Source organism: Streptomyces sp. JK94, assembly GCF_053613315.1.
In genome coordinates, this window is the sequence record NZ_JBSICH010000020.1 from 1 (window position 1) to 22,470 (window position 22,470).

At 69.6% G+C, this 22,470-nt stretch carries 17 protein-coding genes; 4 read left to right on the top strand and 13 right to left on the bottom strand.

The features are described from left to right. Window positions 1–394: 394 nt before the first annotated feature. The 3 genes from ACVV2G_RS19265 to thyX all read right to left on the bottom strand — a co-directional run bounded on the left by ACVV2G_RS19265 (window position 395) and on the right by thyX (window position 4,089). Window positions 395–2,080 (bottom strand): ribonuclease J, encoded by a 1,686-nt coding sequence (locus tag ACVV2G_RS19265; protein ID WP_453843969.1) that lies wholly within the window; start codon window positions 2,078–2,080, stop codon window positions 395–397. Window positions 2,081–2,231: 151 nt separating this feature from the next. Further along, a complete protein-coding gene (gene dapA, locus ACVV2G_RS19270; protein ID WP_453843970.1) occupies window positions 2,232–3,131 on the bottom strand; it encodes a 4-hydroxy-tetrahydrodipicolinate synthase in 900 nt (299 codons plus the stop codon). Between the two features lie 217 nt (window positions 3,132–3,348). Beyond that, window positions 3,349–4,089, bottom strand: a complete 741-nt coding sequence (gene thyX, locus ACVV2G_RS19275; protein ID WP_453843971.1) for an FAD-dependent thymidylate synthase — start codon at window positions 4,087–4,089, stop codon at window positions 3,349–3,351. Between the two features lie 176 nt (window positions 4,090–4,265). On the opposite strand from thyX, the gene ACVV2G_RS19280 reads away from it, so the two are divergent. Beyond that, entirely contained in the window at window positions 4,266–4,505 is a 240-nt protein-coding gene (locus ACVV2G_RS19280) for a hypothetical protein (protein ID WP_453843972.1), read from the top strand. Window positions 4,506–4,643: 138 nt separating this feature from the next. Beyond that, window positions 4,644–5,198: a hypothetical protein gene (locus ACVV2G_RS19285; protein ID WP_453843973.1), complete on the top strand. Its 555-nt coding sequence runs from the start codon at window positions 4,644–4,646 to the stop codon at window positions 5,196–5,198. A gap of 64 nt (window positions 5,199–5,262) precedes the next feature. Here ACVV2G_RS19285 and ACVV2G_RS19290 read toward each other — a convergent pair whose 3' ends face one another. The 5 genes from ACVV2G_RS19290 to rpsO all read right to left on the bottom strand — a co-directional run bounded on the left by ACVV2G_RS19290 (window position 5,263) and on the right by rpsO (window position 10,751). Beyond that, entirely contained in the window at window positions 5,263–5,718 is a 456-nt protein-coding gene (locus tag ACVV2G_RS19290) for a tetratricopeptide repeat protein (RefSeq protein ID WP_453843974.1), read from the bottom strand. Window positions 5,719–5,779: 61 nt separating this feature from the next. Continuing rightward, the gene (gene dapB / locus ACVV2G_RS19295) at window positions 5,780–6,532 is read right to left on the bottom strand and encodes a 4-hydroxy-tetrahydrodipicolinate reductase (RefSeq protein ID WP_453843975.1); all 753 of its coding nucleotides are present in this window, start codon (window positions 6,530–6,532) and stop codon (window positions 5,780–5,782) included. Window positions 6,533–6,562: 30 nt separating this feature from the next. Beyond that, complete coding sequence (locus tag ACVV2G_RS19300; protein ID WP_453843976.1) at window positions 6,563–7,942, bottom strand: M16 family metallopeptidase; 1,380 nt, start codon at window positions 7,940–7,942, stop codon at window positions 6,563–6,565. Continuing rightward, on the bottom strand, window positions 7,939–10,158 hold the full coding sequence (locus ACVV2G_RS19305; RefSeq protein WP_453843977.1) for a polyribonucleotide nucleotidyltransferase: 2,220 nt from the start codon (window positions 10,156–10,158) through the stop codon (window positions 7,939–7,941). Before ACVV2G_RS19305 ends, ACVV2G_RS19300 begins: the two co-directional genes overlap by 4 nt. Window positions 10,159–10,463: 305 nt before the next feature. Beyond that, window positions 10,464–10,751, bottom strand: a complete 288-nt coding sequence (gene rpsO / locus ACVV2G_RS19310; RefSeq protein WP_356297798.1) for a 30S ribosomal protein S15 — start codon at window positions 10,749–10,751, stop codon at window positions 10,464–10,466. Between the two features lie 302 nt (window positions 10,752–11,053). Between rpsO and ACVV2G_RS19315 the strand changes: the two genes are divergently transcribed. Further along, window positions 11,054–11,341 carry a DUF397 domain-containing protein gene (locus tag ACVV2G_RS19315; RefSeq protein WP_453843978.1) on the top strand — a complete coding sequence of 96 codons (288 nt, stop codon included), beginning with the start codon at window positions 11,054–11,056 and terminating at the stop codon, window positions 11,339–11,341. 91 nt (window positions 11,342–11,432) lie between these two features. Here ACVV2G_RS19315 and eccD read toward each other — a convergent pair whose 3' ends face one another. Further along, complete coding sequence (gene eccD, locus ACVV2G_RS19320) at window positions 11,433–12,944, bottom strand: type VII secretion integral membrane protein EccD (RefSeq protein WP_453844129.1); 1,512 nt, start codon at window positions 12,942–12,944, stop codon at window positions 11,433–11,435. Window positions 12,945–13,203: 259 nt separating this feature from the next. On the opposite strand from eccD, the gene eccCa reads away from it, so the two are divergent. Then, window positions 13,204–17,172 carry a type VII secretion protein EccCa gene (gene eccCa / locus ACVV2G_RS19325; RefSeq protein ID WP_453843979.1) on the top strand — a complete coding sequence of 1,323 codons (3,969 nt, stop codon included), beginning with the start codon at window positions 13,204–13,206 and terminating at the stop codon, window positions 17,170–17,172. A 468-nt stretch (window positions 17,173–17,640) separates the two neighbouring features. Here the strand turns inward: eccCa and ACVV2G_RS19330 are convergent, their stop codons facing one another. The 4 genes from ACVV2G_RS19330 to ACVV2G_RS19345 all read right to left on the bottom strand — a co-directional run bounded on the left by ACVV2G_RS19330 (window position 17,641) and on the right by ACVV2G_RS19345 (window position 22,066). After that, complete coding sequence (locus ACVV2G_RS19330) at window positions 17,641–17,940, bottom strand: WXG100 family type VII secretion target (RefSeq protein WP_453843980.1); 300 nt, start codon at window positions 17,938–17,940, stop codon at window positions 17,641–17,643. Window positions 17,941–18,004: 64 nt separating this feature from the next. Beyond that, the gene (locus ACVV2G_RS19335; RefSeq protein WP_453843981.1) at window positions 18,005–18,355 is read right to left on the bottom strand and encodes a WXG100 family type VII secretion target; all 351 of its coding nucleotides are present in this window, start codon (window positions 18,353–18,355) and stop codon (window positions 18,005–18,007) included. Window positions 18,356–18,471: 116 nt separating this feature from the next. After that, window positions 18,472–19,725: a S8 family serine peptidase gene (locus ACVV2G_RS19340; RefSeq protein ID WP_453844130.1), complete on the bottom strand. Its 1,254-nt coding sequence runs from the start codon at window positions 19,723–19,725 to the stop codon at window positions 18,472–18,474. Window positions 19,726–21,619: 1,894 nt separating this feature from the next. Then, complete coding sequence (locus ACVV2G_RS19345; RefSeq protein WP_453843982.1) at window positions 21,620–22,066, bottom strand: DUF2563 family protein; 447 nt, start codon at window positions 22,064–22,066, stop codon at window positions 21,620–21,622. Between the last annotated feature and the right edge of the window lie 404 nt (window positions 22,067–22,470).

Below are 22,470 nucleotides of genomic sequence, written 5' to 3' on the forward strand. Positions count from 1 at the left end.
CGATCAGGTCGGGGTATCAACATATCTGGCGTTGACTTTTGGCACGCTGTTGAGTTCTCAAGGAACGGACGCTTCCTTTGTACTCACCCGAGAGACTCTCTCAGGCTTTCCTCCGGGCGCTTCCCTTCGGTCTTGCGTTTCCGACTCTATCAGATCCTTTTCGATCCGATTTCCTCGGTGCTTTCCGGGTTCCCGCTTTCGCGTTTCCCTTTCCGGCGGTTCCGACTTTATCAGAGATTCTGAGTCGGATTTCCCGCCCTCCGGGGCCGGCTCCGATCCACGAAGTGATCGGGTGCCCGTCCGAGCGGAGATGTAAACGTACTGGAGCGGGGCGCCCCGATGCAAATCGAGGCTCCCCGCTCCAGGTTGAGGCCGCCGGATGCCCGACGGTCCGTCAGACCTCCACGACGACAGGGAGGATCATCGGCCGGCGCCGGTAGGTGTCCGAGACCCACTTGCCGAGGGTCCGGCGCACCAGCTGCTGGAGCTGGTGGGGCTCGACGACCCCGTCCTGGGCCGAACGCTCCAGTGCTTCGACGACCTTGGGGAGGACCACGGCGAACGCCGAGTCCTCGATCCCCGAGCCGCGGGCCTGGACGTGCGGGCCGCCGGTGATCTTGCCGGTGGACGAGTCGATGACGACGAAGACCGAGATGATGCCCTCGTCGCCGAGGATCTTGCGGTCCTTGAGGGCCGGTTCGCCCACGTCGCCGACGGAGAGGCCGTCGACGTAGACGTATCCCGCCTGGACCTTGCCGGAGATCTTGGCCTTGCCTTCGACGAGGTCGACGACGACACCGTCCTCGGCGATGACGATGCGGTCGTGCGGGACGCCGGTCAGGGCGCCCAGTTCGGCGTTGGCGCGCAGGTGGCGCCATTCGCCGTGGACCGGCATGAGGTTTCTGGGCCGGCAGATGTTGTAGAAGTACAGCAGCTCGCCGGCCGAGGCGTGGCCCGAGACGTGGACCTTGGCGTTGCCCTTGTGGACGACGTGCGCGCCCCAGCGGGTCAGGCCGTTGATCACGCGGTACACCGCGTTCTCGTTGCCCGGGATGAGGGACGAGGCCAGGATGACGGTGTCGCCGTCGACGATGCGGATCTGGTGGTCCCGGTTGGCCATGCGGGACAGGGCGGCCATCGGCTCGCCCTGGGAGCCCGTGCAGACCAGGACCACTTCGCTGTCCGGCAGGTCGTCGAGGGTCTTGACGTCCACGACGAGACCCGGCGGGACCTTCAGGTAACCGAGGTCCCGGGCGATGCCCATGTTGCGCACCATGGAGCGACCGACGAAGGCGACCCGTCGGCCGTACTCGTGCGCGGCGTCCAGGATCTGCTGGATGCGGTGCACGTGGCTGGCGAAGCTCGCCACGATGATCCGCTTGCGGGCACCGGCGAAGACCTGGCGCAGGACGTTGGAGATGTCCCGCTCCGGCGGGACGAAGCCCGGGACCTCGGCGTTCGTCGAGTCGGAGAGGAGGAGGTCGATGCCCTCCTCGCTCAGCCGGGCGAAGGCGTGCAGGTCGGTGAGGCGGTTGTCCAGCGGGAGCTGGTCCATCTTGAAGTCGCCGGTGTGGACGACCATGCCCGCGGGAGTGCGGATCGCGACGGCCAGCGCGTCCGGGATGGAGTGGTTGACCGCGACGAACTCGCAGTCGAAGGGACCGACGCGCTCGCGGTGCCCCTCGGTCACCTCGAGGGTGTACGGCCGGATGCGGTGCTCCTGGAGCTTGGCCTCGATGAGCGCGAGGGTCAGCTTGGAGCCGATCAGCGGGATGTCCGGCTTCTCGCGGAGGAGATAGGGAACCCCGCCGATGTGGTCCTCGTGGCCGTGGGTGAGGACGATGCCCTCGATGTCGTCGAGGCGGTCCCTGATCGACGAGAAGTCCGGCAGGATCAGGTCGATTCCGGGCTGCTCCTCCTCGGGGAAGAGCACTCCGCAGTCGACGATCAGCAGACGGCCGCCGTACTCGAAGACCGTCATGTTGCGGCCGATCTCGCCGAGGCCGCCGAGGGGTGTGACCCGCAGGCCACCCTTGGGGAGCGCCGGGGGACGGCCCAGTTCAGGATGCGGATGACTCAAAAGACTCTCCTCAACCACACGCGCCACGTACCGGTGGGCACGTGGCGCGCGTGACGTTCGTGCAGAAGCAGTTGTCGAAGTGGGGTGCGGGCACCGGTGGCCCGCCTATTCAGTTGTGAAGTCCGGTCGTGCGGTGGTGCGAAGTCTGTTGTCAGAGCTGTACCCCGCCGGCGGCAAGATCGATCTTGAGCTGCTCGGTCTCCTCGGGCGTGAGGCCGACCATGGGCGCGCGCAGCGGTCCGGCGGGCAGTCCCTGGAGGGCGAGCGCGGCCTTGGTGGTCATGACGCCCTGGGTGCGGAACATGCCAGTGAAGACCGGGAGCAGCTTCTGGTGGATCTCCAGTGCCTTCTGTACGTCACCGGCGACGTGCGCGTCCACCATGGCGCGCAGTTCGGGGGTGACGACGTGGCCGACGACCGAGACGAAGCCGACCGCGCCCACGGAGAGCAACGGCAGGTTCAGCATGTCGTCGCCGGAGTACCAGGCCAGGCCGGAGTGGGCGATGGCCCAGCTGGCGCGGCCGAGGTCGCCCTTGGCGTCCTTGTTGGCGACGATCCGCGGGTGCTCCGCGAGGCGGACCAGCGTCTCGGTGTTGATCGGGACACCACTGCGGCCGGGGATGTCGTAGAGCATGACCGGCAGGCCGGTGGCGTCGGCGATGGCCGTGAAGTGCAGGTACAGGCCCTCCTGCGGGGGCTTGTTGTAGTACGGCGTGACGAGCAGGAGGCCGTGTGCGCCGACGCGCTCGGCGGCGCGGGCCAGCTCGATGCTGTGCTGGGTGTTGTTGGTGCCGACTCCGGCGACGACATGGGCCCGGTCGCCGACGGCCTCCAGGACGGCTCGTACGAGGTCCGCTTTCTCCGCGTCGCTGGTGGTGGGGGACTCACCGGTGGTCCCGTTGATGATCAGGCCGTCGTTGCCTGCGTCCACCAGGTGGGTGGCGAGCCGCTGTGCGCCGTCGAGATCGAGTGCGCCGTCCGCCGCGAAGGGCGTGACCATGGCGGTGAGGACCCGCCCGAAGGGGGTCTGCGGAGTGGAGGTCGGAGCCATGGGCTACACGCTACTCGTTGCTCAGGGCGGGGTCTGCCCTCGGGGGAGGCGGCTGGTCGGGAGGGAGGCGGAGCCCGGCACTGCCTGCTCGGGGGTTCAAGCAGTGCCGGGTCCCTTTGATCAGGCTAAGTGAACTTCTCAGAACGCCGCAATACGGACACTTCGGGTGGCTGATGCGTACATCTGTGCCCGACGGCCCGCCCGCTCGGCCGGGAGGCTACGGGGCCACCCGGCCGTTGGCGTTGAACGCGGCGTGGGTGAGCGGCATGAGCCGGGCCCACTCCTCCTCCATCTTCTCGCCGACCATCTCGATCTCGCGCTGCGGGAAGGACGGGACCTTCGCCAGCTCGTGCTGGGTGCGCAGGCCGAGGAAGTGCATCAGCGAGCGTGCGTTGCAGGTGGCGTACATCGACGAGTACAGGCCGACGGGGAGCACCGCGCGGGCCACCTCGCGGGCGACGCCGGCGGCGAGCATCTCCTGGTACTGGCGGTAGGCCTGGCGGTAGGAGTCCTCCATGGACCGGCTGACCAGGCCGTGCTGCTCGGCGGTGCCCTCGACGAAGACGTACTTGCCCGGACGGCCCTGCTGGACCAGCCTGCGGTCCTGCGCCGGGACGTAGAAGACCGGCTGGAGCTCCCGGTAGCGGCCCGACTCCTCGTTGTACGACCAGCCGACGCGGTGCCGCATGAACTCACGGAAGACGAAGATCGGGGCGCTGACGAAGAAGGTCATCGAGTTGTGCTCGAACGGGCTGCCGTGGCGGTCCCGCATGAGGTAGTTGATCAGGCCCTTGGAACGCTCCGGGTCCTTCCGCAGCTCGTCGAGGGACTGCTCCCCGGCGGTCGAGACGCGGGCGGCGAACAGCACGTCGGAGTCGGTCGCGGCGCTCTTGACCAGGTCGACGGTGACGTCGCTGCGAAGGTCGATCTTGGACTCGTCGGCGGGGGTGTCGGTCACGGGTGCAGGGCCTTCCCATCTCATCGCTTGGCGAGGGCCACTCTACGGCCCGCCGAACGGGGTGATCGGCGCCGGGCCGCAGATGAAGTCGGTGAAAAGGGGCACCCGCGGGGGCGTTCGTTCGTCTGTATGAGTGACAGCGATGCATTCATTCCCCGAAGGGAGACGCAGCCTCCATGATCCGCCGGCGTGAACCCGTGCCGTTCGCCTTCGTCGCCGAAGCCGACAGGTTCCGCAGCAATGTCACACCCCCGCCCCGGGAGCGGGCGTCCTTCGGCCAGCTGGCCGGGCGCTGGCTGCTCGGTCTCACCGTCGTCGCCGGAATAGTGGGATCCCTGGTGATCGGGATGCCCGCGTTGTCGGCCGACCAGCCGTCCGAGCACAAGCAGCCGTCGCAGGCGTCCGAGCGGCGCTAGCCGGCGTCCGAGCGGCGCCAAGGCGTCGCGGGCCGGTCGACCTGACTCCATCCGGGGGCCCCGAGGGTGGTGACCGCCGACACGGATCGGTAGCCTCACCGGGCACAGCACATGCCATGGAACGAGTGAGGACCAGCCGTGCCCCTGCCCTTCCTGACGGCCGACCGCGCCTTCGACACCGCCGACGACGTCGCGCTGCCGCACGACGACCGCGACCTCTGGCGCCGGCCCTACCGGCCGGGGCCGTGGCGGGTGGGGGCGGCGGCACTGATGCTGCTGTTCGCCTCGTTCGTGCTGTTCGCGGCGGTCGTCATCGCGGCGACGGCCTCCCTGTCGTCCGCCGGTGTGGTCTTCGGCCTCGCGGTCGTCGTGATCGTCTGCGCCCTGCGCCTGCTGCGCATGGGCGCGTGGGTGAGCGCGCAGGGAGTGCGGCAGGTGAGCTTCCTCAGCACGCGCACGGTGGCCTGGCAGCAGGTCGACGACATGCGCACCGTGCAGCAGCCGGTGCGCTGGCTCGGGCTGCCGCGCACCGTGCAGGGGCAGGCGCTGCTCCTCGTCCGGCAGGGCCGCTCCGGAGAGACCGTGCCTCCCCTGCTGACCACGCACAACGCGGACTTCCTGGCCCGTGAGGAAGCCTTCGACCGGGCGGCCGACGCCATGGAGGCGTGGGCCGCTGAGTACCGGCGGGCCTGAGCACGACGACGGACGCCGGGGCCCGGACCGCAGTGCGGTCCGGGCCCCGGCGTTCCCGGTTCGTTCAGGCCGCCCCGGCGTGCTTGCCGTCGTGCAGGGCGATCGCCCGCTGCATCGCCTTGCGGGCGCGCGGGGTGTCGCGTGCGTCGTGGTAGGCGACGGCCAGGCGGAACCAGCTCCGCCAGTCGCCGGGGGCATCCTCCGTCTCGGCCTTGCGCAGGGCGAAGACCGCGTCGGCCGAGTCCCGGTCGACGCGGCCGCTGGGGGTGCGCTCCAGCTCGTCGACGGGCAGTCCGCCCTCGGCGTCGAGTTCGGCGGCGAGGGCGTTGGCCCTGCGGACGAACTGGGTGTTCTTCCACAGGAACCACAGGCCGATCACCGGCAGGACCAGCACCGCGACGCCGAAGGCCACGGTGAGGGGGGTGCCGGTGCCGATCAGCAACACACCGCGGCTGCCGGCCAGGACGAAGTAGAAGACCAGGACGGCGGCCGTGATGACGTAGGAGATCTTCGCGCGCATGGGGTCAGGGGCTCGGTTCGGGGCTCGGTGGGGGATCCGGCGCGGGGCTGGGCCCCGGGTCTCAGTTCAGGTCCAGGAAGTGTTCCAGGCCGAAGGTGAGGCCCGGGGTGGTCACCACGCGGCGGGCGCCCAGCAGGATGCCGGGCATGAAGCTGCTGTGGTGCAGGGAGTCGTGCCGGACGGTGAGGGTCTCGCCCTCGCCGCCCAGCAGGACCTCCTGGTGGGCCAGCAGGCCGCGCAGCCGGATCGCGTGGACCGGGACACCGTCGACGTCCGCGCCGCGGGCGCCGTCCAGGGCGGTGGCAGTGGCGTCGGGCGCCGGAGCGGCGCCTGCCTTCTGCCGGGCCCGGGCGATCAGCTGGGCGGTGCGGGTGGCGGTGCCGCTGGGGGCGTCGACCTTGTTCGGGTGGTGCAGCTCGACGACCTCGACGGACTCGAAGTACGGCGCGGCGATCTGTGCGAACTTCATGGTCAGTACGGCGCCGATGGAGAAGTTGGGCGCGATGAGCACGCCGGTCGCCGGGGAGCCGTCGAGCCAGGTCTTCAGCTGTGCGAGGCGCTCGTCGGTCCAGCCCGTGGTGCCGACGACGGCGTGGATGCCGTGGCGTACGCAGTAGTCGAGGTTGTCCATCACCGAGGCGGGGGTGGTCAGCTCGACGGCGACCTGGGCGCCGGCCTCGGCCAGCGTGTCCAGGCTGTGGCCGCGGCCCAGGGCGGCCACCAGCTCCATGTCCTCGGCGGCCTCGACCGCCCGCACCGCCTCGGAGCCGATCCGGCCCTTGGCACCGAGGACGGCCACGCGCAGCTTGCTCATGTCACATGCTTCCTTCTCGAAACGGGACCGTCAGGCGACGGCGTCGTGCAGCCGGGACGCCTGCTTGTCCTTCAGCGGGCCGATGACCGACAGCGACGGCCGCCGGCCCAGGACGTCGCGGGCGACCGCGCGGACGTCGTCCGGCGTGACCGAGGCTATCCGGGTCAGCATGTCGTCGACGGACATCTGCTCTCCCCAGCACAGCTCGCTCTTGCCGATACGGTTCATCAGCGCGCCGGTGTCCTCCAGACCGAGGACCGTGGAGCCCCGGAGCTGGCCGACGGCGCGGCCGATCTCGTCGTCGGTGAGGCCGTGCTCGGCGACGTGGTCCAGCTCGTCACGGCAGATCTTCAGCACGTCGTGCACCTGGGAGGGCCTGCAGCCCGCGTACACGCCGAACAGGCCGCAGTCGGCGAAGGCCGAGGTGTACGAGTAGACGCTGTAGGCCATTCCCCGCTTCTCGCGGACCTCCTGGAAGAGGCGGGAGGACATGCCGCCGCCGAGGGCGGTGTTGAGGACGCCCATGGCCCAGCGGCGCTCGTCGGTGCGGGCCAGGCCGGGCATGCCGAGGATGACGTGGGCCTGCTCGGTCTTCCGGCCGACCAGCTCCACGCGGCCCGCGGCCCGGACCGTGCGCCGTCCGTCGCGCGGGGCGAGTGGCTCGGCCGCCGGGTCCCGGAAGGCGCCGGCCTTCTCGAAGGCGGCGCGGACCTGGCGTACGACCTTGTTGTGGTCGACGTTGCCGGCCGCGGCGACCACCAGGTGCGTGGGGTCGTAGTGCTTCCGGTAGAAGCGGCGGATGCGGTCGGCGGTGAGGGCGTTGACCGTGTCGACCGTGCCGAGGACGGGACGGCCGAGGGCGCTGTCGCCGAACATGGTGTGCGCGAACAGGTCGTGCACGCAGTCGCCGGCGTCGTCCTCGGTCATCGCGATCTCCTCGAGGATCGCGCCGCGTTCGACGTCGACGTCCTCCTCGCGGATGAGCGAGCCGGTCAGCATGTCGCAGACCACGTCGATGGCGAGCGGCAGGTCGGCGTCGAGCACACGGGCGTAGTAGCACGTGTACTCCTTCGCCGTGAACGCGTTCATCTCGCCGCCGACCGCGTCGAGGGCGGAGGAGATGTCCAGGGCGCTGCGCTTGCGGGTGCCCTTGAAAAGCAGGTGCTCCAGGTAGTGGGTGGCGCCGTTCAGGGCCGGGGTCTCGTCGCGGGAGCCCACGTGCGCCCAGATGCCGAAGGTCGCCGAGCGGACCGAGGGCAGGGTCTCGGTGACGATGCGCAGGCCGCCCGGGAGGGTGGTCCTGCGCACCGTGCCGGTGCCGTGCTCGCCCTTGATCAGGGTTTGGGTACGGGCGACGGCCCGCGCCTCCGAGGAGGTGCGGGCCGTCGCCTTGGAGCTACGGGACGTCACTGGTCGGCGTCGTCCTTCTTCTCGTCGTCGCCCTCTTCGCCCTCGATCACGGGGATCAGGGAGAGTTTGCCGCGGGAGTCGATCTCGGCGATCTCGACCTGGACCTTCTGGCCCACACCGAGGACGTCCTCGACGTTCTCCACGCGCTTGCCGCCGGCGAGCTTGCGGATCTGCGAGATGTGCAGCAGACCGTCCTTGCCGGGCAGCAGGGAGACGAACGCGCCGAAGGTGGTCGTCTTGACGACCGTGCCCAGGTAGCGCTCGCCGACCTCGGGCATGGTCGGGTTGGCGATGCCGTTGATCGTGGCGCGGGCGGCCTCGGCCTGCGAGCCCTGGGCGGCACCGATGTAGATGGTGCCGTCGTCCTCGATCGTGATGTCGGCGCCCGTGTCCTCCTGGATCTGGTTGATCATCTTGCCCTTGGGGCCGATGACCTCACCGATCTTGTCGACGGGGATCTTCACGGTGATGATCCGCGGCGCGTTCGGGGACATCTCGTCCGGCGTGTCGATCGCTTCCATCATCACGTCGAGGATGTGGAGGCGGGCGTCACGGGCCTGCTTGAGGGCGGCGGCCAGGACGGAGGCGGGGATGCCGTCCAGCTTGGTGTCGAGCTGGAGGGCGGTCACGAACTCCTTGGTGCCGGCGACCTTGAAGTCCATGTCGCCGAAGGCGTCCTCCGCACCGAGGATGTCGGTGAGGGCGACGTAGTGCGTCTCGCCGTTGATCTCCTGCGAGATCAGGCCCATGGCGATACCGGCGACGGGGGCCTTCAGCGGCACACCGGCGTTCAGCAGCGACATGGTGGAGGCGCAGACCGAGCCCATGGACGTCGAGCCGTTGGAGCCGAGGGCCTCGGACACCTGACGGATCGCGTACGGGAACTCCTCGCGCGTCGGCAGCACCGGCACGATGGCGCGCTCGGCGAGGGCGCCGTGGCCGATCTCGCGGCGCTTGGGGGAGCCGACGCGGCCGGTCTCGCCGACGGAGTACGGCGGGAAGTTGTAGTTGTGCATGTAGCGCTTGCGGGTCACCGGGGAGAGGGTGTCCAGCTGCTGCTCCATGCGGAGCATGTTGAGGGTGGTGACGCCCAGGATCTGGGTCTCGCCCCGCTCGAACAGCGCGGAACCGTGCACGCGCGGGATGGCCTCGACCTCGGCGGCCAGGGTGCGGATGTCGGTGACACCGCGGCCGTCGATGCGCTTCTTCTCCTTGATGACGCGCTCACGGACCAGGGACTTGGTCAGCGAGCGGTACGCGGCGGAGATCTCCTTCTCGCGGCCCTCGAACTGGGGCAGGAGCTTCTCGGCGGCGAGCGCCTTGACGCGGTCCAGCTCGGCCTCGCGCTCCTGCTTGCCGGCGATGGTGAGCGCCTGGGTCAGCTCGGGCTTGACGGCGCCGGTGAGGGCCTCCAGGACGTCGTCCTGGTAGTCGAGGAAGACCGGGAACTCGCCGGTCGGCTTCGCGGCCTTGGCGGCGAGGTCGGCCTGCGCGCGGCACAGCACCTTGATGAAGGGCTTCGCGGCGTCCAGACCGGCGGCGACGACCTCCTCGGTGGGCGCCTCGGCGCCGCCCTCGACGAGCTTGATGGTCTTCTCGGTGGCCTCGGCCTCGACCATCATGATCGCGACGTCGCCGTCCTCCAGGGTGCGGCCCGCGACGACCATGTCGAAGACGGCGTCCTCGAGCTCGGTGTGCGTCGGGAAGGCCACCCACTGGCCGCGGATCAGCGCGACGCGGACGCCGCCGATCGGGCCGGAGAAGGGCAGGCCGGCCAGCTGCGTGGACGCGGAGGCGGCGTTGATCGCCACGACGTCGTACAGGTGGTCGGGGTTGAGCGCCATGATCGTGGCGACGACCTGGATCTCGTTGCGCAGGCCCTTCTTGAAGGACGGGCGCAGCGGGCGGTCGATCAGGCGGCAGGTGAGGATCGCGTCCTCGGAGGGCCGGCCCTCGCGGCGGAAGAAGCTGCCGGGGATCTTGCCGGCGGAGTACATCCGCTCCTCGACGTCCACCGTGAGGGGGAAGAAGTCGAGCTGGTCCTTGGGGTTCTTCGAGGCGGTGGTGGCCGACAGCACCATGGTGTCGTCGTCCAGGTACGCCACGGCGGAACCGGCGGCCTGGCGGGCCAGGCGGCCCGTCTCGAAGCGGATGGTGCGGGTGCCGAACGCGCCGTTGTCGATGACGGCTTCGGCGTAGTGGGTCTCGTTCTCCACTAGTGATTTCTCCTCGTCTTCGTCCCTCCTCGCCCGTGTGGCGGGGGGACGGTGGCGGAGAAGCGCTCCGTCCTGTGCGGGCCGGTCTTCGATCGAAGCACCCGGGGCTCTGCCCGGGGGCCACTACCGAGGACCGGCGGCGGCGAGGCGCGCTTCTCCTGGTGTCGTTCGTCTTGTCTTACGTCGTACTCGTGCGTCGTGGTGTCCTGTGTTCTGCTACCACACTACAAAGCGGCAGCGACACCGCGCACGTACAGCAAAGGGAGCGGCCCCCGAACGATGGGAACCGCTCCCTTCACGGCGTCCTACTTGGCGCCCGCCGCACCGCGGCGGATGCCGAGGCGCTCGACCAGCGCACGGAAGCGCTGGATGTCCTTCTTGGCGAGGTACTGCAGCAGCCGGCGGCGCTGACCGACCAGGATCAGCAGACCACGACGGGAGTGGTGGTCGTGCTTGTGGGCCTTGAGGTGCTCGGTCAGGTCGGAGATCCGACGGGACAGCAGAGCGACCTGCACCTCGGGGGAGCCGGTGTCGCCCTCCTTGGTACCGAACTCGGAGATGATCTGCTTCTTCACTGCGGCGTCGAGCGACACGCGTACTCCTCTTGGTCTGTGGCTGGCCACCGAGTGCCCCCGGTCTACGTCTCGGGGGATCTTCCGTAACTCGGAAGGCGGGATCCGCTGGGCGCGGCCTCCAAGGCTCCTGGCTCCGGGGGCGCGTACACAAACGGCCGTCACCCAGCGTACCAGCCCGGGCGGGCACCCCGGCGCGCGGGCTCGGCGGCCGATTCGTCACTCGTACCGCTGCGCACATCGGCAAACCGCTGAGCTGGGAGAACCCCGGGAAGTAGGGTAACGGCGCATCCCGTTGGCACCGCAGGAAGGACCGAGCCCCGATGGCCGACGCCGAGGACAGGGAACTGAAGGCGCGCAAGGAGCGGGAGAGGGACGAGCTGTACTCCCTCGACATCTCCGGTGTCGAGTGGCACAGCGCGCCCGGCACCGAGGAGCACGAGGAGCGGGTCGAGATCGCCTACCTCCCCGACGGCGCCGTGGCCATGCGGTCGTCGCTCGACCCGGACACCGTGCTGCGGTACACGGAGGCGGAGTGGCGTGCCTTCGTCCTCGGCGCGCGGGACGGGGAGTTCGACCTGGAGCCCGCGCCGGGGAACGGCGCCGGGTGACGCGGGAGGGGCGGCACGGTGCGCGCCGCCCCTCGGACCGGACCCCGTGTACGCGCCCCGCTCTCCCCGGCGCCGGCCGGGGAGACGGTGGTCAGTCGCCGGTCATCGACCGCGCCGCGGCGTACACGTCGAACACCGCCAGGGCGAGGGGGATCAAGGTCAGGAGCACGAAGGCCTCCGCGATCTCCACGAAGCGGCCCCAGAAGGGCGTGACACCGCGCCGCGAGGTGATCAGGCCGATGGCCGTGACCAGGACGACGGCCGCGGCGACGGCCGCCGCGAGCCATACGCTGCGGAGGTCCAGGGCGGCGGTCTCGCCCTCCAGCGCGTCGCGCCAGTACTCCCCCGGTGGACGCATCGCGAGTCCGAGCCCGAGGAAGACGAGCGAACCGAGTCCGGCGGCCAGCATGGCGGCGACCTGCACGGTGTAACGGAACAGGTGGGCGCGCATCAGCATGGCGATCCCGGTGGCCAGCGCGAGGAGCTGGGCCCACACGTCGGCGGAGAAGCTCAGGACGATCGCCGCGCCGACCGAGAGCAGCGCGCAGCCGCCGACCAGCCCGGCGAGGAACTCGTGACCGCGGCGGGCCTGCGCGGCGACGCGCTCGGCGTCGACGGGTTCCGGGGAGGCCGTCTCGTCCGTCGAGTAGGTGCCGCGTGAGCCGTCGGGCAGCTCGAAGCCGATGGGCAGCCGGGCGAAACGCATGGACAGACCGGGCAGGAAGGCCAGGGCGCAGACCGACAGGGGGGCGCAGATCGCGGCCGTTTCCCTGGGCTCGAGATGCGTCAGCATCGCGATGAAGGTCGTGAGCATGCCGATCAGGGCGGCGAAGACGAACGCCACGAAGGGGCTGTCGCCCCCCGGCGACACGAGTGTCAGTACGACGGAGGCGACCAGGACCGCCGCGCAGGCGAGCAGGAACTGGAGCCGCCCGATGCCCTGCCCGTCGGCGAGCGGCAGCAGTCCCGAGCCCGCCACGGCGATGTTCGGCAGGGCGCCCAGCCCCAGCGCGACCGCGGAGCCGCGGTCGTCGTACACACGGGCGCGGACGCACGCGAAGGTGACCAGCAGGACACCGGCGACCGCGGCGATGACGCCCTGGAGGCTGTGCATGTCGTGGCGGACCTGGGAGCGCCACGCCACGAAGGCGATCAGCACCGGAAGGACGCCCGCTCCGATCAGACCGGCGGTGCGCGTGAGGTCGCCGTCCCACAGGGTGCGGTCGCGGGTGACGGCCGAGGCGACCGCCTCCGAGACGTCGTCGATGACGGCGGGGGGCAGCGATGCGGCGAAGGGCCGCAGGGTGAGCAGTTCCCCGTCCAGGATGCGCTGGGCCGCGAACGACCGGGCGCTGTCGAGGACGGTGCCGTCACGGCGTACGAGGTGGTAGCCGACCGGTGCGCCCTCGGCGGGGCTCTGCCGGGAGAACCGCAGGATCTCCGGGTAGAGGTCGGCGACCGGTACGTCGTCGGGCAGTGCCACGTCGATGCGGCTGTCGGGAGCCACGATGGTGACCCGGCAGAAGCCGAGCCCCGTGCCTGAGCCCGCTGGGACGGTGCTGCCCGGTGCGCCGGCCGCGCCGGCCGGCGCGGAGGCCGTCATGCTCACCTGCTGTTCCCCCTCGTCGGTCATACGGGCCGGGCGCGCTACCGTTGCGCCTCACCCACCGGTGGCCCTCGTGTGCGGCCGTTCGGCCCCGCTCGCGGTCCCCGGCCGATTCGCACCTGCTCACACGTCTCACGGGCACCCTATCGTCCGCCGTCGTCGGCGGGACTCAGTAGGATCGCCCTTCGCGATCGACGTGTGCCGGACACGGGGCGGCGGGCGGAACGGATCAGCCGGGCAAGGGAATTGGTGCCAAGTGAGCCACATCGTCGTCAAGCGCCCACCGCGGGCGCTGCCGAAGAACGTGCCCACGCGGGAAGTCGTCCTGCAGCCACCGCCCGAACTCCCGCGGGGACAGCAGGAAGGCGCCTTGATGCAACTCCTGCCCATGCTCGGCATGGGCGGGTCCGTGGTCTTCTTCTTCAACCCGCAGGCCCAGCCGTTCATGAAGATCATGGGCATGGTGATGGTGGCCTCGACGATCGCCATGGGCATCGCGATGCTCGTCCGCTACCGCCGGGGCAACCAGGGGCAGCTGGCCGACCTGCGCCGGGACTACCTGCGCTATCTGTCCCAGGCCCGGCGGTCCGCCCAGACGACCGCGCGGGCCCAGCGCGACGCCCAGTACTACCTGCATCCTTCACCGGAGCAACTGTGGGCGCTGGTCGCCGAGGGCAGCCGGGTGTGGGAGCGGCGTACGGGTGACGAGGACTTCGGTCAGGTGCGGGTCGGCCTCGGCCCGCAGGCCCTCGCCACTGAGCTGATCCCCCCGGAGACGGCCCCGGTCGACCAGCTGGAACCGCTGACCGCGGGCGCCATGCAGCGCTTCCTGGCCACCCACAGCACCCTCGACGACCTGCCGATGGCGGTCTCGCTGCGCGCCTTCTACCACGTGACGGTCAGCGGCGAGCCGGGCACCGTGCGCGCCACCGCCCGCGCCGTCACCGCCTCGCTCGCCGCGCTGCACTCCCCCGACGACCTGGTGATCGCCATCGCCACCGGCAGGGAGTCCACCGGCGAGTGGGAATGGAGCAAGTGGCTGCCGCACGTGCAGTCCCGGGGCGCCGCGGACGGCGCGGGCAGCATCCGCCTGATCACGACCGACCCGGTGGAGCTGGAGGACCTGCTCGCCGACCGGCTCCAGGGCCGCCCCCGCTTCCACCCGGACGGACAGCCCGTGCCCGACCAGCCGCACGTGGTCGTCGTCCTCGACGGGGTCTCGCTGCCGCCGACGTCGCTGTTGGCGAGTCCGGAGGGCATGCAGGGCGTCACCGTGCTGGAGGTCGTCCCCGGAAGGCTGGCCGGCGGGCGCGGTGACCTGTCGATCGTCGTTCACCCGAAGGAGCTGCGCCTGGAGTCGGCTCACGGCATGGTCTACGAGGGCACGCCCGACGGCCTGTCCTACGAGGCCGCCGAGGCCCTGGCGCGGCAACTCGCGCCGCTGCGCATGGCGTCGGGCGGGGACGACGACGAACCGCTGCTCGCCAACCTGGACTTCACCGACCTGCTCAATCTCGGGGACGCGGCCTCCGTCGACACCCGGCGCACCTGGCGTCCCCGCTCGCAGTCGGAGCGGCTGCGGGTGCCGATCGGCGTCGGCGAGGACGGCCGGCCCGTCATGCTCGACCTGAAGGAGGCGGCGCAGGAGGGCATGGGCCCGCACGGCCTGTGCGTCGGTGCGACCGGTTCCGGAAAGTCCGAGCTGCTGCGCACCCTGGTCCTCGGCCTCGCCGTCACCCACTCCTCCGAGACCCTCAACTTCGTGCTGGCGGACTTCAAGGGCGGCGCCACCTTCGCGGGCATGGCGCAGATGCCCCACGTGGCGGCCGTCATCACCAACCTCGCGGACGACCTGACGCTCGTCGACCGGATGGGCGACTCGATCCGGGGTGAGCTCAACCGCCGTCAGGAGATGCTCCGCGACGCGGGCAACTACGCCAACATCCACGCGTACGAGAAGGCCCGCGCCGCCGGTGCCGCGCTCCAGCCGATCCCGTCGCTCGTCCTGGTGATCGACGAGTTCAGCGAGCTGCTGACGGCCAAGCCGGACTTCATCGAGATGTTCGTGCAGATCGGCCGCATCGGCCGGTCGCTGGGCGTGCACCTGCTGCTCGCCTCGCAGCGGCTGGAGGAGGGCCGCCTGCGCGGACTGGAGACCTACCTGTCGTACCGGATCGGTCTGCGCACCTTCTCGGCCGCCGAGTCGCGGGCCGCGCTCGGCGTCCCGGACGCCTACGAACTGCCGAACGTCCCCGGCTCCGGGTTCCTGAAGTTCGGTACGGACGAGATGCTCCGCTTCAAGGCCGCCTACGTCTCGGGCGTGTACCGCACGGGCGCCCACCGGACGGCGTCCTACGGGGGGCCGCTCCCGGTCGACCGCCGCCCCGTGCTGTTCACCGCCGCCCAGGTGCCGGTGCGGTACCTCCCGGTCCCCGCGCAGCGCGAGGAGACCCGGGAGGAGACGGACGAGGCGCTCGCCGACACCGTCCTCGACGTCATCGTGCGGCGCCTGGAGGCGCAGGGGCCGGCCGCCCACCAGGTGTGGCTGCCGCCGCTGGACAGCCCGCCGTCGCTCGACGCGCTGCTGCCGGGCCTCGCGGAGGTGCCGGGCCGTGGCCTGACCCAGCCGGGTTACGAGGGCGCGGGCCGGCTGGTGGTGCCCGTCGGTCTCGTGGACAAGCCCTACGAGCAGCGCCGCGACCCGCTGTGGGTGGACTTCGGCGGCGCGGCCGGCCACATGCAGATCCTCGGCGGACCGCAGTCCGGCAAGTCGACGCTGCTCCGCTCGGTCATCGCCTCCTTCGCGCTCACCCACACCCCGCACGAAGTGCAGTTCTACGCCCTGGACTTCGGTGGCGGCGGCCTGTCGGCCGTGGCGGGCCTGCCGCACGTGGGCGGGGTGGCCTCACGCCTCGACCCCGAGAAGGTCCGGCGCACGGCGGCCGAGGCGTACGGCGTCATGACCCGCCGCGAGGAGTACTTCCGCACCGCCGGCATCTCCTCCATCGCCGAGTTCCGCAGCCGCCGCGCGCGGGGCGACATCTCCGTGACCGATCAGCCCTGGGGCGACGTCTTCCTGGTCATCGACGGCTGGGGCAACTTCCGTACGGACTACGACGCCCTGGAGCCGTACGTCCTGGACATCGCGGCGCGCGGACTGGGTTACGGCATCCACCTGATCCTCACGGCGTCGCGTTCCATGGAGGTGCGCAGCAACCTCAAGGACCAGCTGATGAACCGGCTGGAGCTGCGGCTCGGTGACCCGATGGACTCCGAGTTCGACCGCAAGGTCGCGGCCAACGTGCCGACGGGCGTGCCCGGCCGGGGCCAGACACCGCAGAAGCAGCACTTCATGGCGGCGGTCCCGCGCATCGACGGCCTGTCCTCCGACACGGACCTGGCGGAGGCCACTCAGGCGCTCGGCGCCGAGGTCTCCCGGCACTGGCAGCAGCCCGGCGCCCCCGCGGTGCGGCTGCTGCCCAGGGAGTTCCCGGCGCACCGGCTGCCGCCCGGCGACCGGTTCCCCCGCCGGGGAGTCTCCTTCGCGCTCGACGAGGACAACCTCGAGCCGGTGTTCGTGGACTTCGACCAGGACCCGTTCCTCCTGGTGTTCGGCGAGAGCGAGTCCGGCAAGTCGAACCTGTTGAAGCTGCTCATCCGGCGTCTCACCGAGCGGCACGACGGTGACGGCTGCAAGCTGTTCGTCGTCGACAACCGGCGCTCCCTGCTGGGGGTGACGCCCTCCTCGCACCTGGCCGAGTACGTGCCGATGTCGAACCAGATGCAGCACCACATGGAGGCGCTCGCCGAGCTGATGCAGCGCCGTACCCCGACCTCCGACGTCACGCCGGAGCAGTTGCGCGACCGCAGCTGGTGGCACGGTCCGACGATCTACGTCGTCGTCGACGACTACGACCTGGTGGCCACGTCGAGCGGCAACCCGCTGGCGGTCCTGACGGAGATGCTGCCCTTCGCCCGGGACGTCGGCGTCCGCTTCATCATCGCCCGCTCCACCGCGGGCGCGGGGCGGTCCGGTTACGAGGCCTTCATGCAGCGCATCAAGGAACTCGGCGCTCAGGGACTCGTCCTCAGCGGTGATCCGGCCGAGGGCGACCTGCTCGGCGGGGTGCGTCCGCGCCAGATGCCGCCGGGACGGGGCGTGTTCGTGTCCCGGCGCCGGGGGAAGCCGCTGGTGCAGGTGGGGCTGGCGGACGACGGGGCCTGACGGCGGGGGTCGTCCGCACGAACGGCTTGCTCTGCGTACGGCCCCTGGTACTCGCGCTCGCGGTCGCTTGCGTCCCGTACCGGGTGCGGTCGCTTGCGTCCCGTACCGGGTGGGTGAGCGACGCGGGCCGGGGACGGCGCTACGAGGAGGGCCGAGGAGGGGTGCTGCGAAGAGGAGCGCGGCGAAATGGGCCGAGGAGAGCGCCAGGTGTATTGCCCTGAGAGGCCGGGGGCGCTAACGAGGAGACGCCCGCGGGCCGTACTGCGGTGGCGGCTCCTCTCGCGGGGCGCGACGGGTCTCGCACCGGCCGGCGAAGAGGCCCACCGCACCGACGCCCCTGCAGGTGCCTGCCGGACGCGCTTCCCGGGCCGGGCTGAACGACGAGTACATCGGCGGCGCACAGCAGCAGGGTGGGCGTCTCCCGCGCACGCCCACCCACGTTCCTGCCGCGGCCTCGGCCGCCGGTGCCTACTGGAGGTACCTGGACGCCGCCAGGTCGCCCTCCATGTACGTACCACCCGACTGGCCCACGACGTGACCGATGCCCATCAGTGCCTGGTGGATGTCGCTGGCTTCCTTGTCCCAGCGCCGCAGCTTCTCGTCGAAGGTGTCCTGGGCCTTGCCCGCCCAGTACTGCTTGCTGTTCAGCACCATCTGCCGCAGCTGCTGAATGTCCTCGTCGAGCAGCTTCGCCTCGTTGGCGATGTTCGTCGCCGCGAAGTCGAGCCCGTCGTACGTTACCTGCAGACCGTCCGCGTTACGGCTCATCTCTGCCTACCTCGTCTCTTCCGCCTGTGGTTGATGTCCGCGCGCTGCGAAACGCTGAGAATGCTCAGGTCATCGAGCTGAACGGCGACGACTGAACCGTGGGGGCACCGTCGTTGATGTTGATCTTGTTGACGGCCGCGCGGACTTCGCCTTCCTTGCTGTCCTTGATGTTGCGCGTCGTGGTCATCGCCTCGACGACGTCACCGAGGATGCGGCCCATGTTCTGCAGCGAGGTGTTGATCTCGTACTGCTTGGTGTCGAACGCGGCACGGCCGATGCCCTGCCACTGGCCCTCGAGGCTGTCGATGACACCCTGCAGGCTGTGCACCCGCTTGCGGATGTTCTCGAACTTCTCGTACATGTCCTTCTGCAGCTTGATTACTGCCGCATCTTCGAGCTTCTGGTCGACGGTCATGTTCCGCCTGCCCTCCCTCTTTCCGTTTCGGGGTCCAACGTTGCGGCTCAACACCCTGCGGCGAAGAGCGCGTTCTCATGCCCTGGCCTGGCGGCGCAGGGCTCAGGCGGCCGGCGTCACGTGGCGCGACGCGATCGCAGGAAGACGAAGGCACCGCCCCCGAACACGACCACCGCCCCGACGGCGCCGAGCGTGATCCACAGTGTGCTGTTGTCGTTGCTCGAGGACTCCGCCGCCGCCTTCTCCGGCTCCCCCGCCTCCGATCCTGCTGCGCTCTTGTCGCCGCCGGACGAGGCTGCCGGGCCTTGTGACGAGTCTGTTGCGGAAGGCGAGGCAGCGGAAGCAGGAGGAATCTCCGTCACCAGTTCCTCCCCCTCCTCCTTGTTCCACTTGGCGAGGGGGTCGGAGTACGCGGGACCGGCGTCGTAGTTCGGGTTCTCGAGCACCATGCGGGGGCGGATCGTCCCGTAACCGGCGTACTGAGTCGGGTCGTCCTTCGGCCACTTACGGCTTGCGGTGTCGATGAGCGCCCGGGTGACCTGGTTGGCTGTCCAGTCGGGGTGGGCGGACCAGATGAGAGCGGCAGAGGCCGACACCAATGCGCTCGAGATACTTGTTCCCGCACTGTTGGCACAATAGGACTGGAAAGAGGCGTCGCACCAGGTCGGAACTTCCTCGCCCGGCGCAACAAGATCGACGTAGTTCCCGTGAGTAGCAAACCTCGACACGGTGCCGGCCTCGTTCATCGAGGAAACACCGAGCACATAGTTGTAAGCCACAGGGTAACCCGCGAAACCCTTCTCCAATCCATCGTTACCGGCAGAGGCAACCAGCAACTTGCCCTTAGAAGCGGCATACTCCACAGCCGCTTGTTCTTCCGCGTCGAAAGCCGGGTTACCGAACGACATGTTGATGATCTTCGCGTCAGTATCGGCCACCGCTCTGATCACCTCCGCCACATCCGGCACCTTATGCTTCCCATCCGTACTTTCTGGGTCGACACTGATGTAATAGGGAACGATCTTTGCTCCTGGAGCCAACCCTTGCATGCCGCCTCCGGCTCCGGTCCCCGCGATCAATTCGGCCATGCTCGTTCCGTGGCCGACTTCGTCACGAGTCGCGTGATTCGAGACGCTGTCCGGCACCTCGTCAGCGAGAACCTGTCCCTTGAGCGCCGGGGCGTTCACGTTCACGCCGCTGTCGAGAACAGCGACCTTCACACCTTCTCCGGTGCTGACCTTCCACATCTGCTCGGCCTGCATCGGTTCCAGGTACCACTGTTTCGACCTGATGTCGTCGGCAACGGCGCTAGGCGTCAACCCGATACTCACAGCAACCACGGCGCCGACTACCGCACCCGCGGCACGCACCCGCCTCTTGCGGTCCGGACTGATGAGACCGGCGCGCTCGTCTCGGCGGCTGGTGGCTGACTTCATGACTTCGCTGTCCTCGTTCGCGGTCAGTTCGAGCCCGGCGACGCGTCTCGCCGCGGCTCGGTGGGTAGGTCGGTCCCCGTCTCTTCTTCTTCGGCTCCTCGCTCCGGGCGCCTTGATCGATCAGCCTCTCGTCGATCGTCCGACTCCCCCCGGCCGCCAGGACCGCGCCAAAGACCGGCACCTCCACGGGTCATGCCATTGCGCTCGGCCCTGGTAGTGGAAGTGCGCGCCGCGGGCCTGCTTGTAACCGCAGCCGGCTTGCCTGGAACCACGCGCGAGCCATTCACACCCGAGCCCTGCCCCGCCGAGGGCTGAGGTGCCCCGACGACGCCTCTCTGCGGCGGTCGACTGGCCGGACCTTGAGAAGTTGCTGACTTACCGGCTCCGACGACCGTGCCATGAGGAATCTGCCGCCCGGCGCCCGCGGACGCAGCGGGGGCTGCTGCGGGCCGCCCCCCGACTACTCCATTGGACCGGCCTGCACCGGTAGCCGGTCCACCAGCCGCCCACGGTGCGCCTGCGCCAGCCGCCCGTGGCGTGCCACCGGTCACTCCGGGTGCCATTGGAAGTGACCTGGTTCCGCCAGCGCTGCCTCTGGCAGCCGGCTGCCCAGTCTGCCCCGACTGACCCAGGTGCCTGAGTAGCCCTTGTCCAGCTCCGCCAGCACGACCGGGAACCGAGCCACTCGTCCCTGTTTTGCCGACCGGCCCTGGAGCGGATGCGGGAGCCCGTACACCTGCAGGTGTACGCCCGCTCGTCGATGCAGCCGCATGGGGCACCGGGAGTCCGTAGCCGCCGCCCAGGAAGTTGGTGGTACCGCCCGCCGCCGAAGTAGTGGTAACAGGCGGAGTGTGACCAGTCATCGGCGGTGTGGTGGAGGAAGGCAAAGTACCGACACTGTCGATGCTCGTACCCACGCTCGGGACCTCGGGAGCGTCCGGATAGGAGATTTTGTCGTCGGCCTGCGAGTGAGGCGACCTCGGGTCCAGTACCCCATGTGTATCTGCGTTACTGGTGCCGGAACTGACCATCTGGGCTCTCGCGCTACCCGCTGTCTCCACCCCCTGAGAGGGAGGCGCAGGCGTGCTGCGAGGCCACTCCTCATAGCCACCTGCGGGCTTCGGAACGCCCACATCCGGCATGGTCGTGAACTTCGGGGGCTCCAGTGCGATGAGTTGCTCGCTGGCCACCGCATAGTAGGAGGACAACCGGTTCATCTGGTTGATCGCCTCTTGGCGGTCCTTCTCCACCCGGACCGCTTCGGCGTACTCGGCGTTGCCCTCCACCTGCTTGGGCACCGCCACCTGTTCCGGCCGCAGCGCCTTGCTCTCCGGCCTCGTATCGCGGAGCGGCATGGCCTTCTGTACCGCCGACAACCCCACGGCGGCTGCGGTGATCTGGTCCCCCGCCCCGCCGGCGAAGTCGCCCAGCCCGTACGTGCTGGTGACGAGTGAACGTCCCCACGTGCGAAAGGCCTCGCCCGACTCTCCGACCCAGTGCACCTTTTCGATGTGGCCGTCCAGTTCCTTGGCGGCATCCGTGATGGCGTCCCGTGCGTCCCAGAGGGCCTTCCCCGACGACTCCAGGTCCTCCGGGTTGGTCTGCTCGACCAGGTCGATCATGTCGTTCAGGCGGTGCCCGTCGAAGTTGGTGCGCCCGTGCATCGCCCGTCCGTACGGCGTGCCCTCGGCCGCCGAACGGACCATGCTGTCGATGGCTCCGCGGATGAAGCCACTGCTCGGGTTCTCCTCCGCGTGCCGCGTGAGGTCCGTGAACGTGTTCTGCCCGGAGACCCGCTCCAGATCCTGCTCATGCTGCTTGTCGGTCATCACAGGCCCCCGGTGGTGTTGTCGCCCCGAGTGCGCTGCTTGTCATCCGCCGCGTCCTGGACGCCCTTGATCTGCGTTTGAATCGCCCAGAAGCGACGACGCTGTTCCTCTTCGAGGTTGTCGAAGCCCACATGCGCGCCCCGGACGGCGATGCCGATCGCCTCGATCTGCAGGTGGAGTGCCTTGGACAACGAGGTGAGCTTCTCGTGCACCTGGTTGTACCGCAGGTACAGGTCGTGTGCCTCGGGGAAAGCAGACGGGTTTCCCGCCAGCGACCCGGGCCTGATCGTCTGGGCGCCGACCCGCGTCGGGTTGCCGGGGGATGCCTCCAGGCCGCTCAGAACCCCGTCCACCCGTTTCACGAACGCGCTCAGTGCCTCGCCGGTGACCTCCAGGTTCGCCGCCCTGGCTGCCGACACGCCCCCCACCATGCCCGCTGGAAGCACGTCGCTCCCTCCCCGTTCCCCGTAGCTTCATCACTGTGGCCGATCGGCCACTCGCGCCCGCGATCGCAAAGCGAGCTGCGGGCGTTTTGCGATCAACACTGTAGTCAACGGGTACGACAGGGCCAATCGTGATGTGTGCTAGTCAAGTTACAAAGCCGCCCCGGACATGACACTTGGACCAGTCTGGCAGTCAGTGACGCGCGATGCGGGCGAATCTCGGCAGATCGACACCGGTCGATCGCACCGCAACTGCGACCACATGGTTAAAAGGCAAACAACTCGTCACCGTGTCGGGCGTCGGAGCGTCACGGGTCGCCGCGTCACTCGAAGTGGTGCACCCCCACGGTGTCGCCCGGGACCCGGGTGGTTTCGCACTGACGCTTCCGTCGGTACGTGCGGGGAGC